The following is a 17,145-nucleotide window of genomic DNA, read 5'->3' as shown; positions in this document are numbered from 1 at the left end:
TATTTAGACACACGAATATTATATATTCTATTTATATTTTTTTCAAATATAATATTAGTTTAATTTTGACATAATAAAATTAATTTTTAATGTTTTTAAATTACCTATAAAAAATGAATAAAACCCTATTCTAAATAGGGTAATTCATTCATTAATAATAAAATTAAATAGTGGGTCATGTATATTAAAGTTATAACACCTGTATCATTTAATATAAAACCTATTAAAGAAGTAATCAATATTATGATTGTTTCTCCTTTAAGTCTTTTATTTTCTTTTAAAGATTTAAATAGTTTATTTAAAATTACTCCTTGAAAAATTAGGACTAATGAAAAAGGCGGTATTAAAGTAAGTTTTAATAACTCCTGCCATTTAAACCTAAACATATATAGGAACTCTTTTATGCCCTCTTTTTTAATTCTATAAAAGAATTGGATTGCGTGGCTTTTTTCATTGCTTAAACTATCCATATACATATTTATTCCAAACAGTAACAAACCAATAATTATGAGCAGCCCAATAGTTTTATAATTGTTCTTTCTATTAAATAATATAAAATACATCATAATTATAAATAGAGCTATAGAAGTAATAAATCCTCCAGTATTTGCTCCAAAATTAACGGATAAAGCAATCATATTCAATCCAAATAATAATATAAACAGTATCTTTTTAATAACAGAATCATTCATATTCTTAGTAATTTGAAAAAAAGTAATTATGGATGTTGCTAGAAGGACTCCCATTATGCCATTATTTAATCCATAATATCTAGCTCCATACACTAGATTATTGAAACCAATATAAGAATTATAAATTATCTTTGGATAAAATATTATTCCAAACACAATAAGAACATATGTGGCAATACTGCTTAATTCAACTATATTTATATTCTTATTAACTAAGTACATAGTAATAAAATAACTAAATATAAGATTAATAAATAAATATAGTACCATATTTATATGGAATTGAAAAAAACCTAATATTAAAGATACTAAAATATTGATTACAACGAAAGAATAAAAAGCGTAGATTTTTTTATTTCTTGCTTTTCCACCTTTCAATAAATAAATTCCATAAATTAATTGAGTTAAATAAGTTATGCCATGGAATAAATATGCTATTAAAAATAGATTAATAGTCTTGTCATAATTTGACTTAATTTCTAGTAATGGATTATCTTTGTGTATAGCCTTAAAAGACTTACCTATATCTGATTTATTTTTATGTCCGTAAGTTTCTTTTATTTGAATAGATATATCTTCAATAGCAACAAATCCCTGTCTTTTAGTAGATTTACTAGTTAAAATACCAGAATCATTCATATCCTTATATATTATGGGTACTAAAAACTTATTTAAAGAATATTTACTAGATCCTTTTTTAGGAATTATTAATATTTGATCCTTGTCAATATAATTTAAATAGTCCTTTAACAATTCTACCCTTTTTGAATTATTTTCCATATCATAAGATAATACTAGTATATTGTTTCTCCTTAATAACTGATCTGTCTTTTGTTTGAGCCAGTCTATATCATACTTTATAGAAATTTCGCCCTGTGATATATTGCCTTTATTATCAGCTGCCAATATACTTCCTAAATCTTCTCCAATAAAAGAAATTCCCTCTTTTTTTAGAACTTCTCCCAAAAGTCCTAGGTTAGGAGTTTTGCTCATAAGGGGATCTATTACGGATGAAAATCTTTCTATAGTTATAGTCCCTTTTTCTTCTTTGTGCATTCTTCCTATTATGCCTTCTTTAACTCCTACCTTTTTACCTGTACTTAGAGTTAAGTATAAACTCTCCTCCGAATAAGGTTTCCTAGTTTTTAAATTCATAAGGCCTAAACTATAATCTTCAGTTGCTAAATCCTCGACTCTATCCAAAGGTAACTCATCAACTAATATAACGACAGTCTTTAAGCTTTCTCCATAGGTATTACCAGATGTTATTAAAATAAATATTAATATGATTAATGAAACAATGTTTTTTTTCTTCATAATTACACCCTTTAATACAAAAAGTAATTTATGATCCTAAAAATTCCTAATAAAATAGAAAAAATACTTACTAACATCTTATATCTATATAGTCTATTTTTTTCTACCTTCCTTTTTCTTAAAATACTATTTCCCCATCGACCTTAGAAACTGAATACATTTCTTCAAATATAATAAAACCACCTAGAAGAACAAAAGCTAGGCCTGTTATCGACATTGTAAACACCTCATTTCTTCTATCCAATAGTTCCTAATTTCTTTTTATTATTTATTATCTATTTTTTAGTAAATTCTATTATGTCTATGTTCTTACACTAAAGTATAAAACATAAAAGACTTTTTGTCGATATTTCATAATTATTACTTTAACCGTTCACTCTTTTATCCAACCATCCAACCATATCTTGTATAATTTCATCTTTCTCATTTTCATTTAAAATCTCATGGTAAAGATTATCATATATTTTAATTTCTTTATCTGCTGAAGATATATTATTATAAAGGTAAACAGCAGTATCCTTTGGTACTATATTGTCTTTTTCACCTTGAGTTATAAAGCATGGATATTTATAATTTGTTATATTTTTCTTTATAAATCTGCTTCCTTTAACTAAAAATTGAACATAAAAGTTTAAAGTAGCCTCTTTTAATATTAAATGATCTTTTTCATAATCTTTTACTACCTCTTCTACGCTACAAATATTATTAGAAAGTTTATTTTCAACTTTCAATTTTGGAACAAATAAATTTGCAAATTCAAATAAATATCCTTTTATTCCTCTAGCTGGAGGTAATGTTTTTACAGCTGCGCCAGAAAATATTTGCCCCTTTAGCTTATTGGAATAAGTTAAGCCGTATAGGCAAGTAATAAAGCCTCCCATACTATGTCCCAGCATAAATAGAGGTAAATCTTTATATTCTTTTTTAGCTAGATCCACCATTTCATTACAATCTTCAATAAAATCTACATAAGAATTAATATGCCCCTTCTCACCCTTCGTTCTTCCATGTCCTCGTAAATCATATCTATATACTCCATAATTCGCTTTTACTAATTTCTCTGCTACATAATCATATCTATCTAAGTGCTCAGCAAAACCATGATTTAATATTATAATAGCTTTAGCTTCATCTGGTATATTTTTTTTATAATATAATTCTACACCATCTCGAACTTTTAAATACTCTGACATAAAGAATCCCCCTTATTCTATACTACATAAACTCTTATATTCACAATAATCACTGCATTTTTTGCTTTTCTCATAATCTAGTATATTATTATTAATTGATACAAAATCAATAAATTGCTGGATATTATTTAAATTATTCAAAAGCTTCTCTTCTTCAATTAAAACATCCTCAGAATCTCCGTTTTCTAGAAACAAAATCTTAGCCTTATCTACGCTTATATCCATTATTTCCTTTACTACATAAGCATAAAGAAGCATCTGAGGTTTATACTTTTTAATTAGTTTATTTTTGTTATATACTCTATTAGTTTTAAAGTCAACTATTTCTGCTTTTCCATCTTTAATATTTATTCTATCTATTATTCCTGTTATATGAGAATTTCCAACTTTAATATAGAAAGGTTTTTCTACAAAAAACTCATCATAATCTTCTCTATAAAGATTGATATAGTTTTTTATATAAGGATCTAACAATAATTTAAGTTCTTCATTATAATTAAAACCAAAGGATTTACACACTTTTCTAATTAAAATATTTTCATCTAATCCCAATCTATAGTACTGACAAAACCTATGGATAATATTCCCTTTATCTATGCCCTTTAAAAAAACATTTTGATTCTCCATTTGATCTTCTTCTATAATAGATGGCATCTTTCTATAGTAATCTATATAAAACCTTCTTTTACAGTCTAAGAAACTTAGATATTGAGATATACTATGGCTATTAATCATTCTCTCATTATATCCTGAAATTTCATATAATAAAGGAATTTTTTCACAATCCCTTTTCTCCTTTTTAGTAAATTTATCGTCAATAGTTTTAATAGGTATATATTCTTCCTTTTCAATATCGATCTCACTAATAAGTCTATAATCCTTAGGATCTAAAAAATCCTTTATTAATTTTTTAAACCCATTATCCTTGCCTTGATTGCCTATTATTAGCATCTTTTCTGCTCTAGTCATAGCTACATAAAGAATTCTTTTACTTTCTTCAAATTCTTTTTTCTCCATATCTCTTCTGATTTCGTCATACAAAGCCCTATTATTATCAGTCCTTAATCCTATACCCTTTTCTTTGTGAAATAAAATACTAGAATATATTCCTTTATTATCACTAGACATTTGAGGGATAATTACTACAGGAAACTGAAGCCCTTTAGATTTATGTATAGTTAGTATCTTAACTACATCTGCATCTTCAGATTCAACTTTAGCCTGTGATTCATTATTATCTCTAATCTCTTCAATATAAACCATGAAATCCTCAAAAGTTCCTCCGTTGATCTTCTCATATTCCTCTGCTATTTCTATAAATTTATAAATATTAGCTACAGATTGCTTTCCTCCTTGCTGTAAAAGTAAAATTTCTAAATAGCAAGTCGTCTCAATTAAATCTTCTATTATATCACTAATATTATATATGGTCTTTTTATTATAAAAAGTACTTAGCAATTCTCTTGTTTTCCTAATCTTTCCCTTTTCTTCTTCGCCTAAGAAAGAAATTTCTTTATGCATAGTTTTATAAAGAGTATTTTCTTTCTCCCTTAATAACCAATATATAGTTGTATCAGCCATGCCAACCATAGGACTTCGTAAAAATCCAATATTGGCAATAGTATCAAAGGGGTTACTTATAGCCTTTAATCCATTTATTAAATCTAATACTTCTTGCTTACAAAAATATCCCTTTCCTCCTAAGTTATAATAAGGAATACCATATTCTTTTAAAGCTTCTTCGTATATATGACTTTTAGTAGATGCTCTAAAAAGCATGGCAAAATCTCTATATTTAAATTCTCCTTTACTTACCAATTCCTTTATTCTTTTGGCTATCATCCGACTTTCATAATATGTAGAATAGTCTTTTTTACTCATATTAGAAGGTATTTCTAAATCTACTTTTTCAATAATTTCTACGTCAATTTTATTATTTGATACATGATATTCTTTTAGTTCATTGTATCCATCTCCCATTACTTGACTAAAAATGTTGTTTATAAAGTTTAACACCGTATTTACTGTTCTATAATTCTTCTGTAAAGTTATAGAATTCATATTAGATGTTTCTTTAACATCTAATATGACATCATAAAATACATCTAAATCTGCTCCTCTAAAACCATATATTGATTGTTTTGGATCTCCTACTACAAAAAGATTAGATTTATCTAATTTTTCTTCTACAGTAGCCAATTTATAAAAGATTTTCTTTTGTAATTCATTTGTATCCTGAAATTCATCAATCATAATATATCTAAACTTATTCTGATATTTTTTCCTTATACTGTCATTCTTCAATAAATTTAAAACTATTATTTGAAGATCATCATAATCCAATCCACTAACTTCATTTTTCCTTAATGTATAATTTTTATCTATGTTTATAAGAAGGTCTAAAATAGTTTCATAAATCCATTTATTTTCCTTTTCTTTTGCTAATGCAGTTTTTTCTAAAGCCATTTTCAACTTATTCGTATGCTCTGGCTCTTTTGTACTTGATCCTATTTTACCTTGAAGATATTCTAGAATATAAAAAAGCTCTTCTTCTCCATAATCTTTCTCAAAAAACTTTATCCAAATTGGGTCGTCTCTTAGCTTATAGATACTAGAATTTTTAGGTAATCTATCCATAAGATAAATAAAAGTATCTTTTATAAAGGAAATATCTTCTTCAGTTATTTTAAAGGTATCAATGTACGCCAGTGTCATATCTTTTACTTGAGAAAAGTCTAGTCCTACAGTTCTTATTAAATTATATGCTTGAATAAAGTCCTTAGCCAATTTACTTATTTGGTTTTCTTTAAATACTCTAAGCATTAAATAAACTCTTTCATCTTCTTCTATACCCTTTCTTAATTCTTCTATTGCAGCTTCCTTTAAAAGTTTAGAAGAAGTATAATCATCCAATACAGTAAATAAAGGATCTATTTTAGCCTCCAAGATATTTTCCCTTAGTATTTTAGAACAGAAACTATGGATAGTAGATATATTAGCTTTCTCCATATCCCTATAAAATCTTCTCCACTTAGGATCTTTATTAAAGTTTTTTCTTATTTCTTTTCTTATTCTGTCCATCATCTCTTGGGTGGCCTTTTTGGTGAAAGTAATAGCAACTATAGATTCAACTTCTCTATATTCTTCTAAATCTCCATTTTCTAATATATAAACAAATCTTTCAGTTAACACTTTAGTCTTACCTGTTCCTGCCCCAGCATTAACAGCTATATTTTTATCTATAGTGGTAATGGCTATTTCTTGAGGATTTATTTCCTCCATTATTCCACCTCCAATACGTGTTTCTTACCTTATTATATTAAAAAAAGAGGAATCCTCATTCCTCTTTAAATAGTATATCATATTTTATTTAGCAAATATATTAAGGAGCTTAATATAACTTATTCTTTTAGTAATTAGGGTAATCTGTACGGTAAATATGTATAGAATCATTTTATGTAGTGTTAAAAAATAAGAGGTTAACTTAGTTAAAATATTTTAACTATATGTAACAAGTATAGCAATATCGAATATATATAACCTCAATATAAACATAGTTCTATCAATTACTATTTTGAAATCTTTCCTCATACCCACTTTTCTCTAAAATCTCTTTAGCATCCATACTAGTCCAATCTTCAATACTAACATCAGGATTGTTTTTTATAAATCCTTGCATTATATTGTATCCTATTTTATAACCTGCATTTCTTGGAAATTCTAAATAGTCTCCAAACATTACTTTACTATAATAGTCATAATCGGTATTATTAAGATATGGCTTAATCTTATTCCATATTTGCTTTTCGTCATATCCTAACTCCGTCCAATAATATTGATAGTATAGAGAAGATAAATATGAAGCTTCTATATCTGGATAAATTATATCTGCAAAGACATCTGCCTTTCCCTCACATATTAGCCAATCTATTAAAGCCCATTTTTTTCCTTTTTGCTCCTCACTTACAAAATTTCTAGATCCCCATACCATATGATGATATTCATGAGCTACGGTTCTAGGAATCTTTGATTTCCATTCTCCTATAATAGGATTTATAGAAATGATTATTGCTCTATTTTGATCTTGTAATGAAGTAGAGGCATTAATTCCTGTATCATACTCTATATCCCACTGTGATCGATCTTTAGAAGGTAATATATAAACTTTTACTTCTTCATCTAATGGAAAATATTCTTTAGATTTTTTCAATGCTTTCTCTACAATACCAACTGCATCCTCTTCAGCTAAAACATCTACTAGATTCTCTAATTCTTCATAACCTATAATATAGCTTGGAAAATTATTTTTATCTAAGTATTCTTGACTTACATTTTCCGTACCAAATATAGGTGCTAGTACTGTCCTATTGTACAGTTCTCTAGATTTATCCGTATCAAGTTTTTCGCTTTTAGCTTTCTCAATATATTCCTTTATTTCTTTATCCATGAGAATTACGTTTGATTCAAATTCATCTTCTAATTTAGAGGTCTCTTTTTCACATCCCACAAGCATACCAATAATAATGACAAAAAGTAATAGCATTATAATTCTTTTCTTCATTATTAATCCCCCTACCTCACTTTTATAAGCTTTAATTAATCAATACATAATCCACTATTCCACCTCCAATGCATCTTTATATCTACAAATATTTTTATAAATACAATAACTAGAACACTCTAAAGGGTTAATAGAAAAGTCTCCATTAAGTATTCCTTCTCTAAACTCTATAATTTTCTTCTTTGTAATATCTATAAGATTGTCCCATTCCTCTTTATTTAAAGCCCCTTTGTTTCGCTTTATAATTAATTTTGTTTCGTCTATTAAACCTAATTTAATATCAAAGCTTCCTTTAGACAATGTTCCATAAGCTGCTGCTACTACATCTTTATTGTGCTGAGACATAATATATATTGGTAGCTGTAATGAAAGACCTTTTTTAATATCCTCTATATCCCTTAATCCAAAGTCACTACTTTTGTAGTCTATAATTACATATTTATTATCCTTTAAAGACTTATCTACTCTATCTATAACTCCCGCTAATTTAATTTTTTCCCCATTAATTTCAATTTCAAAGGTAGAGTCTCTGCCAAATTCTACTTCAAAATCCATTGGAATTAGTTTCTCTTTTCCATTAGTCAATCTATCAATATCCTTTTCTATAAATTCCTTAAGTCTATCGAAGGTATTTTCTAATATAAGTTCTCCCATTCTTTGCTCTGTGTTTATTCCTATCATCCTACAATTTTTTTGTACTAAGGCTAATAGATAGTCTAAAGTTTCTTCAACAATGAATACTTCCTTTCCAGATACATGATCAGTTATTTCTTCCTTAAAAGTTAAATAATACTGTCTTAAAACTTTATGATAGACATTTCCCATATCTATAGGACTATAATATTCAAAAGTTTTTTCTATTTCATCTACTTCGAGTAAATTGTTTAATAGAAAATAATAAGGACATTTTGCATAAGATTCTAAATAGGTATTTGAATATATTTTATCTTTGTGCAGATTTCGAATATCCTTCTTAATATTTTCATCATCTAATAAACCATTATATTGATTGAAAGCATCTTTATATCGTTCTGCTTCACAGTATATTTTGTCGTTTATTACTTTTAACTTATCTTTATCTAAATAATTATGAATATAAAAATAATCTTCTAAGCTACCTTCTCCTTTATAATAATTAAATAACAAATAATTAGAAAAATCTTTTTTAGTAGTTATTTCATCAATATTATTCTTTAATAAATAGTCCATGTCTACATTAATAGTTCTTGTTTTTTCTTCTTCAAAAAAGCTTAATATTTCCTCTAAAAACATAGAAGGAATATCTTTTCCTTCATCGCTAGAACTTTCGCAATAAGATAAATAGAGAATTCCATCACAAGAAGAAATCACGCTTGAAAATTTTAAGACTTCATTATTTATTTTTTCATAATAATCTTTTACATCTAACCCCATTTTTTTCTGCACTATATAATTGTCTTCATTAAAGAAAAAATTTTCGTCTTTTAATGAAGGATAGTTTTCTTGAGATAGTCCTGCTATGAATACTATTTTATACTTAAGTCCTCTTCCATTAATAGGTGTTAATACGTTTAATCCATTTTCATTTCCTTGAATTTCTATAATAGTTTCCTTTTCTAGATAAAATTTTAAAGCATTATAATAATCCAATAATGTAATTTCTTTTACTATTAAATTTAACTGATTTGTTAAAGTATTTATGAGTTCTTTTAATTTATTTAAAGCAGTTAAATCTCTATATAGTAAATTATAACCTCCCATTTCTTTATATCTTTCTAATAAATTATCTTCTACTGAATATTGGTCTATAATTTTCAAAAATAATTCACTATACTCATTTACCGTAGCTTTATCTAAAATATTACTGTATTCCTCTTGAAGTTTCTCATTCATATTCTTTATAAGACTGATATAGTCAAAAGGCATATTTAATGATTGCTCTTCTTCTATATTTGTCATTAGTTCTTCTAAGGTATTAAATCTTTGCTTTCTAATAATATATTCAACTTCATTCCTTATTTTAGTATCTATAAGAGAAAAATAGCTAGATTTAACTCTATTTATTATACTATTTTTTGTATATCTATTTAATTTAGCTTCTAAAATACATAAGAACTCTTTAATCAATGGTATTTCAGCTAAAGCAATATCTTTATTTAAATTTAGGGGCATTTTCTCTTCTTTAGCTACTTTAAAAATAGGTTTTAAATAGTCTTCATTTAATAAAACTAAAGCCATTTCTTTTAGAAATACTCCTTCACTGTTAAATCTTTTTACTTCTTCAAATATTCTCTTTAGCTCTAAGTACTTATAAGGAGCTTTTATAATTCTTATTTTATCTGTAAAATCTAGCTTTACATTTTTATTACTAAATAAATTAAAACTAATAGTTTCAAACAAATTAAATTGTTCTTTCTTTACAGATTCTATTTGAAATCCTATATTTTTTAAAGTACTAAGAGTTTTTTCTAAGTTAGATAATCTATTCTCCATTTCAAAGGGCATATTTATATATATACTAATATTAGTTTTACATAATTCCTTTAAAATAGCTATTTCCATAGGTCTAAAATCATAAAATTCATCTATTATTACAAAATCTAAGTCTTTAAAAAAGTCATGACTTTCTTTAAGCAAGGATAAACTTTCAAAGTAATTTCCTTCTCTATCTACAAGATTATTTTCAAGAAGGTGTCTTTCATATTCTCTATATACTTTTCCTATTTCTTTATAAAATGGACTATCTGGACTATTGATTAAAAAATCTTCAGGATAGATTAAAGACCTTTTTATTTCACCAATGATATTGCTTATGCTTTTTATGAAACCTTCCATATGAATAAAATCTCTATAATATGTAATATGATTATCTAATACTAAATCGTTTAAAATATTTTTAATGATAATATCCTTAATTGGATCTTTTATATTCAAGAAAAACTTATCTTTTATAACCTCATCTACAATATCATCAAAGGTAAATAAATTTATCTCAAAGGATTTTTCCAATATATCTATAAACCGTTTCCTATAATTATCTAACAATTTTCCATTTGGCAGCAAATAACAAAATTTATCTCCTTTATTATTTTTTAAATAGTCTATTGATTTCTGAAAAAGCTCTTCCTTTTTATTATTGTTAGACGGTCCTAAATAAGCTATTCTTTCCCCCATAAATCCACCTCTTTATATTTAACTATAACTTAAGGGAAGAATAATCTCCCCTTTAGATTCTATCAAATGCAACTTTAGCTGCTCCAATCATGCCTGCATCGTTTAAATATACTGCTGGTAATATATCCATTCCATCGGGATTGTTGCAATAGTCTTTATAATAAGCTAACATCTTATCCCACCAATATTCTTTAGAGTTTATAACTCCTCCTCCGATGACTACACCTTGAGGATCGAAGATATTTCTAATAGATACTAAACAAATAGCTACATCTTTAGCGAAGTTATCTACTACTTCTTTACAAATATCATTTTCTAAACTATTCTTAAATATTTCTTTACCTCTTTTCTTTTCCTTAGTCATTTCAAAATAAGATTTTTCTACTGCATTTCCAGATATATATTGTTCTACACAACCCTTTTGTCCACATCCACATAGCTTTCCATTAGGATATAATATAGAATGTCCTAATTCTGCTCCTTGATAGTTAGTTCCATGCCAGATACCTTCCTTCTTAGTATATATGGCTCCCCCAACTCCTGTTCCCAAAGTAAGCATAACAAAATTATTTAGACCTTTAGCTCCTCCAGTCCATTCTTCACAAATAGCTGCTACATTTGCATCATTTTCTACAAATATAGGTATCTCTGGAAATTCTTTAGATAATTCTTCCTTTAGATTCAAGCCTGTCCATTCAGCAATATTTCCCCCTAAAAACAAAACTTTTCCTTGCTCCGCATCTATAAAACCAGGAGATCCTAATCCTATTCCTTCTATTGTTTCTCCCACCATTAATTCATTTATTACCTCTCCTATTCTTTTTAAAACTTCTTTTCTTCCTTTTTGAGCCTCTGTATCTCTTTCAGATCTTTTTAAAATCTCTCCATTTTCGTTAATAAGTCCTCCATATATACTTGTCCCTCCAAGGTCAATTCCTATTACCTTTTTCAAATTAATTCCCCCTAATTTAATTAATTATTAGCTTTAAACTCTTTCTCTAGTCCTTGAAAAAAATCTATTAAATATGATTCATTTACATGACTATTTCCTATTAAAAATATATAATCTAGAACTTTTGGATTAAAAGATAATTTAAGTATATTTTTAGTAAAAATTTCTCCTGCAATTTCACTAGTTTTCTTTACAGGAAAAGTTTTCTTAATAAAGCCAAGTTTAAAAGTACTTGCTCTATCTACTTTTCCATATGTAAATCCTATTTTAGTAGCTTCTAAATGCTTGAATAATCCCTTTGCCAATAAAATTTCATATAGATAATTATAATCTAAAGAATCTAATCCCAAAGTCTTAAATTTTGCTTCCATTGTCTTTAAGGACCTATGAGATAAAGTTAATCTTTTTTTATATTCCTCATACTTTCCTCTTAACTTTAATATTTCAAAGTCACTTTCTTCTTTATCTATAAAAACTTCTAATTTCATATTATCACAAATTTCTTTTAAGGGCTTGTCTTCATACTCCTGTAAAAATTCCATCGAAGCTTTATTACCGACATTTATGGAAGATTTAATATAATATCCTACTTTATCTTTAGGTATTTTTTTATATAAATGATCTTCCTTCAAAATGGATAAAGACATAGCATTATCTGTTGGAAAACATAGTATATCTTTAAGGTCCAAATGATACACCCCTCTATTTATTCATATTTTTAAGTAGTTCTTGAGTATCTTCATTTAATCCACCTAAATCTATAGTGTCTATTAGATTATCTTCAATTTCATATTTTTCTTTCAATTTCAATATTCTATAGACCTTTTCATTAATTTCTTCTTCTCCTAAAATCCCCTCGTCTAATGCTTCCTTAATTTTTTCTATAACTTTACTAGGATTATCTTTTCCATGACAAACTAAAGCTATATCACCACCAGCTTTTAAAAAGGATACTACAGCATTTTCTAAGGAATAATTTTTAACTATGGCTCCCATAGTTAAATCATCAGATATAACTACTCCCTTAAACCCCAATCTCTCCCTTAGTATTTCATCTATTATTTCTTTAGACATAGTTGAAGGATATTCACTATCAATCTTTGGAAAAAGAATATGAGCCACCATTACCATATCTACACCGTCATCAATAGCTTTTTTAAAAGGTACTAATTCAAGATTTTCTAGCTCATTTATATTCTTTTCTATCTTAGGCAAATTAACATGAGAATCCATATCTGTATCTCCATGTCCCGGGAAATGTTTTATACTAGGGATAACCCCTACAGATTGAATTCCTTTCATTACTTCCAATCCATTATCTACTACTACATCTATAGTTGAACCAAAGGCCCTATTTCCTATTACTGGATTCTTTGGATTAGAGTTAATATCCAGAACTGGTGCAAAATCCATATTAAACCCTAGTAATTTTACTCTCTCTCCTAATATTTTACCATATTTAAAAGAAAAGTCCTTGTTATTTATATCACCAATTATTTTAGCTTCCGGTAGTTTTTTAAAAGACTTAGGTAATCTGCTTACTCGCCCACCTTCTTCATCTATAGATAAAAATAAAGGTATATCATTATTAGAATTTATTTCTTTAAGGTTATTTAACAATTCTAAGGTTTGATATTCATCTCTAATATTTCGGCTAAATAATATAAAACCTCCTACCTTATGATTTTCAATTAGTTTAATTGTATCTTCTTCTATAGTAGTTCCTTCAATACCTACTATCAATAATTGACCAATTTTTTCTTCCAAGGACATTCCTTTTATCTTCTCCTCTGTAGTATCTACTTTCACCTCTTCTTCCTCCTCTATAGGAGGTTCTATTGTCCCTTCTTCCTTTCTACAGCTAATTGTAAATACTAAAGCTCCTAGTAATACTGCAAATAAATATTTTTTTAATCTCATAAAACCATCCTCTTATCGTTATTAATCCAATTTTAATACAGTTTCTCATTGATTACAACATCTATACAAAGAAAATACCTGCTACTTAAGCAGGTTAAAAAACAGTATACTTAATATATTAACTTTTTATTTATTTTTTAAACATGGATTAAAGATTATTCAGCCTTCATAATATTTAATCCATTCCCTAATTGTATCAATTAATACTAAAAATCATGATCTATAATCCTAATTGATTCTTTTTCACTATATAGTTCATATTCAAAACTTCCCCAATCTCATCTAGAATCAAATAAATCTTTTCGTGAACGATCTTCTAATTTAACAATAATTTCTTCCTCTATTTTCTTTATTTTTCCATAACCATAAGTCCTATAGCTTCTTTCAAGTTCATAATATTCTTTATCAATTAAAACAACTTATTAAAAATAATAAATTTTCGTCAAAAACAAAGTGATAGAACCATTTCTACCACTTTTATCAATAATCTAATATCATTTTAGAATACTGTTGCTATTTGCTTTACTTTCGCTAAGTCTTCTCTATAATTATCATGTTTAGGATTTAAACTGTTTATTACTACTCCACTAGATGCTCCCGTTGAATGGACATATCTATCATCACCTATATACATAGCTACATGACCTGGCCAATAGAGCATATCACCGATTTTTATATCTTCCATAGTAATTTCTTTCATACCAAATTCCTCTTTTACATGGGCATCTCTATAGATTATTATTCCATTTAATAAATAAGATATTGAACATAATCCTGAACAGTCAATTCCTAAAGGAGTTTTCCCTCCCCACCTATATTGAGTTCCCATATAAGATAATGCGGTTTCTACTACTTTCTTTCTCAATTCTTCTTCCTTAATTTCACCACTTGGTCTAACTCTGCCCATAACAAAGTTTTCTCTTATCCATCCTTTTTCTTCCGTTGGAAGTTCTACTTCTATCCATTTATCATTTTCTTTTCCTGTTAGTTTAATAACAGCTCCCTTAGTAAGCATCTCAATAGAATAGCTTTGATATTTAGGTTCTTTCATTACATCCACTATTCCCCATGTAATTACATGATTTGCTTCTTCATCCCATTTTATAGCTCTATCAGTATCTATTAGAAGATGGCTTTCATGGATATAACCTTTATATTTATAGTCTGTTTCTACTAAGTACCAGCCGTCTTCTTTTTTCTCTAAAATAGTAACTAACTTTCCTAAAATACTTTCATCGGCTGCCTCTTCATGAAATCCTACTTTTTGTTTTAATGGACCTATTGTTGTTTTTACTATTGCTAATTTTTCCATAACTATACCTCCTAAAAATATTTTACAAAAAGAAAGAGGGGACTCCCCCTTACAATTAAGCTTTAGCTACGCTCTTTCTATATTCTTTTAATTCTTTTTCATTTGCCAAAATAAAATGCTCTGGCTCTATTTCTATCCACTTAGGTGGATCATTTTCATAATCATGGCAGCTAGGATCATATATTTCCAGCACCTTCTCCTTTTCCAATCTTGGATCTGGTAAAGGAATAGCTGAAAGTAGCGCTCGAGTATAAGGATGTAGTGGATTTTCAAAAAGTTTTTCTGTTTCTGCCAGCTCTACTATTTTACCTTTATGAATTACAGCTAATCTATCGGTTATAAATCGAACCACAGATAGGTCATGGGCAATAAATAAATAAGTTAAACCTTTCTTTTCCTGTAATTCAGATAAAAGGTTTAAAACCTGTGCACGAATAGACACGTCTAAAGCAGATATAGGTTCGTCTGCTATAATAAATTCTGGTTCCATGACCAAAGCTCTGGCAATTCCTATTCTTTGTCGTTGTCCTCCTGAAAATTCATGAGGAAAGCGGCTTGCAAATTCGGGGAGTAAGCCAACATCTAACAATGCTTTGGCTACTTTTTCTTTTCTTTCTTCTTCTGTGCCATAATTTTTTAAATTATAAAGTCCTTCTGATACTATGTAATCAACTTTTGCTCTTTCATTTAAAGATGCCATAGGATCTTGGAATATCATCTGAATCTTTCTTGTTATTTCTCTATCTAACTCTTTACTAATTTTACCACTTATCTCCTGTCCTTTAAAGATTATTTTGCCTCCAGCAACCTCATTTATACGAATAATGGCTCTGCCTATAGTAGTTTTTCCTGAGCCAGATTCTCCAACAAGTCCAAAAGTTTCTCCTTTGTAAATATCAAAACTTACATCCTTTACGGCTATAAACTTATCTTTTTTTCTATTTCCAAATTCTATACATAAATTCTTTATTTCTAATAAAACTTCTCCTTTATTCTTATTCATAATTACTTTCCCTCCATTGTTTACGCAATATCTGTATAGATTCAGGGGGATCTACCTTAGGTGCACGAGGATCTAATAACCAAGTTTTAGCTTTATGTGTAGGACTTACGGTAAAATAAGGAGGTTTTTCTACAAAATCGATCTTTAAAGCTTTTTCATTACGAGGTGCAAAAGCATCTCCTTTTATATTACTAAATAAGTTAGGAGGTGTACCTTTTATTGAGTATAACGGCTCTCCCTTAACACCAAGCTGGGGAAGAGATGAAAGCAATGCCCAAGTATATGGATGCTGTCCATTATAAAAAACTTCCTCACACTTACCTATTTCTACAATATCTCCAGCATACATAACGGCTATTCTATCTGCTACATTTGCAACAACTCCTAAATCGTGAGTGATATATATGGTGGTTAAATTATATTTTTTCTTCAAGTTTTTTAATAAACTTAAGATTTGAGCTTGTATAGTTACATCTAAAGCTGTGGTAGGTTCATCGCAAATAAGTATCTTAGGTTTACATGCAACTGCAATAGCTATAACTACTCTTTGCCTCATTCCTCCAGAGAATTCATGAGGGTATTGACTATATCTTCTTTCAGGTTCATTGATACCTACATCCTGTAAAATTTCTATTACAATCTTTTTAGCTTCCTCTCCCTTTACTCCTTGATGGAGTTCAACGGCTTCTTTAACTTGACTTCCTATAGTCCTAAGAGGATTTAAAGAAGTCATTGGCTCTTGGAATACCATAGCAAACTCTTTTCCCCTAATCTTAATCCAATCTTCTTCTTTCCGATATTTTGCTAAGTCTTCTCCATTATAAATTATACTTCCTGAGTCGATCCATCCATTTCCATCTAGAAGCCCCATAAATGTTTTAGTGAAAACTGACTTTCCTGATCCAGATTCTCCTACTATTGCTAAACTTTCTCCTTCATAAAGATCCAATGAAGCTTCTCTTATTGCAGTTAAAACCTTACCACGAAGTCTAAATTTAACTACTAAATCTTTAACAGATAATATAACTTGTTTGTCCGTCAT

11 protein-coding genes are annotated in these 17,145 nt (G+C 27.9%); all 11 read right to left on the bottom strand.

Annotated features, from left to right (window positions below; translation table 11 throughout):
- Nucleotides 1-125: 125 nt before the first annotated feature.
- On the bottom strand, nucleotides 126-2,009 hold the full coding sequence (locus KQI42_RS05245; protein WP_216517464.1) for a hypothetical protein: 1,884 nt from the start codon (nucleotides 2,007-2,009) through the stop codon (nucleotides 126-128).
- Between the two features lie 365 nt (nucleotides 2,010-2,374).
- The gene (locus KQI42_RS05240; RefSeq protein WP_216517462.1) at nucleotides 2,375-3,202 is read right to left on the bottom strand and encodes an alpha/beta hydrolase; all 828 of its coding nucleotides are present in this window, start codon (nucleotides 3,200-3,202) and stop codon (nucleotides 2,375-2,377) included.
- Nucleotides 3,203-3,214: 12 nt separating this feature from the next.
- A complete protein-coding gene (locus tag KQI42_RS05235; RefSeq protein WP_216517460.1) occupies nucleotides 3,215-6,484 on the bottom strand; it encodes a UvrD-helicase domain-containing protein in 3,270 nt (1,089 codons plus the stop codon).
- A gap of 280 nt (nucleotides 6,485-6,764) precedes the next feature.
- Nucleotides 6,765-7,763 carry a DUF2268 domain-containing putative Zn-dependent protease gene (locus KQI42_RS05230; protein ID WP_216517459.1) on the bottom strand — a complete coding sequence of 333 codons (999 nt, stop codon included), beginning with the start codon at nucleotides 7,761-7,763 and terminating at the stop codon, nucleotides 6,765-6,767.
- A 54-nt stretch (nucleotides 7,764-7,817) separates the two neighbouring features.
- Nucleotides 7,818-10,916 carry a PD-(D/E)XK nuclease family protein gene (locus tag KQI42_RS05225; RefSeq protein ID WP_216517458.1) on the bottom strand — a complete coding sequence of 1,033 codons (3,099 nt, stop codon included), beginning with the start codon at nucleotides 10,914-10,916 and terminating at the stop codon, nucleotides 7,818-7,820.
- Between the two features lie 52 nt (nucleotides 10,917-10,968).
- Nucleotides 10,969-11,868: an ROK family protein gene (locus tag KQI42_RS05220; RefSeq protein ID WP_216517457.1), complete on the bottom strand. Its 900-nt coding sequence runs from the start codon at nucleotides 11,866-11,868 to the stop codon at nucleotides 10,969-10,971.
- 20 nt (nucleotides 11,869-11,888) lie between these two features.
- Complete coding sequence (locus KQI42_RS05215) at nucleotides 11,889-12,557, bottom strand: hypothetical protein (protein WP_216517456.1); 669 nt, start codon at nucleotides 12,555-12,557, stop codon at nucleotides 11,889-11,891.
- Nucleotides 12,558-12,570: 13 nt separating this feature from the next.
- Entirely contained in the window at nucleotides 12,571-13,788 is a 1,218-nt protein-coding gene (gene nagZ / locus KQI42_RS05210) for a beta-N-acetylhexosaminidase (RefSeq protein WP_216517454.1), read from the bottom strand.
- Nucleotides 13,789-14,287: 499 nt separating this feature from the next.
- Nucleotides 14,288-15,100, bottom strand: a complete 813-nt coding sequence (locus tag KQI42_RS05205) for a C40 family peptidase (protein ID WP_216517452.1) — start codon at nucleotides 15,098-15,100, stop codon at nucleotides 14,288-14,290.
- Between the two features lie 55 nt (nucleotides 15,101-15,155).
- On the bottom strand, nucleotides 15,156-16,103 hold the full coding sequence (locus KQI42_RS05200; protein ID WP_216517450.1) for an ATP-binding cassette domain-containing protein: 948 nt from the start codon (nucleotides 16,101-16,103) through the stop codon (nucleotides 15,156-15,158).
- Entirely contained in the window at nucleotides 16,096-17,145 is a 1,050-nt protein-coding gene (locus tag KQI42_RS05195) for an ABC transporter ATP-binding protein (protein ID WP_216517448.1), read from the bottom strand. The genes KQI42_RS05200 and KQI42_RS05195 overlap by 8 nt, the downstream gene beginning before the upstream one ends.

The organism is Tissierella simiarum (assembly GCF_018917865.1).
GTDB lineage: Bacteria > Bacillota > Clostridia > Tissierellales > Tissierellaceae > Tissierella_C > Tissierella_C simiarum.
The sequence above is the reverse complement of the archived record's forward strand: the minus strand, read 5'-3'. Positions and strand labels throughout refer to the sequence as shown.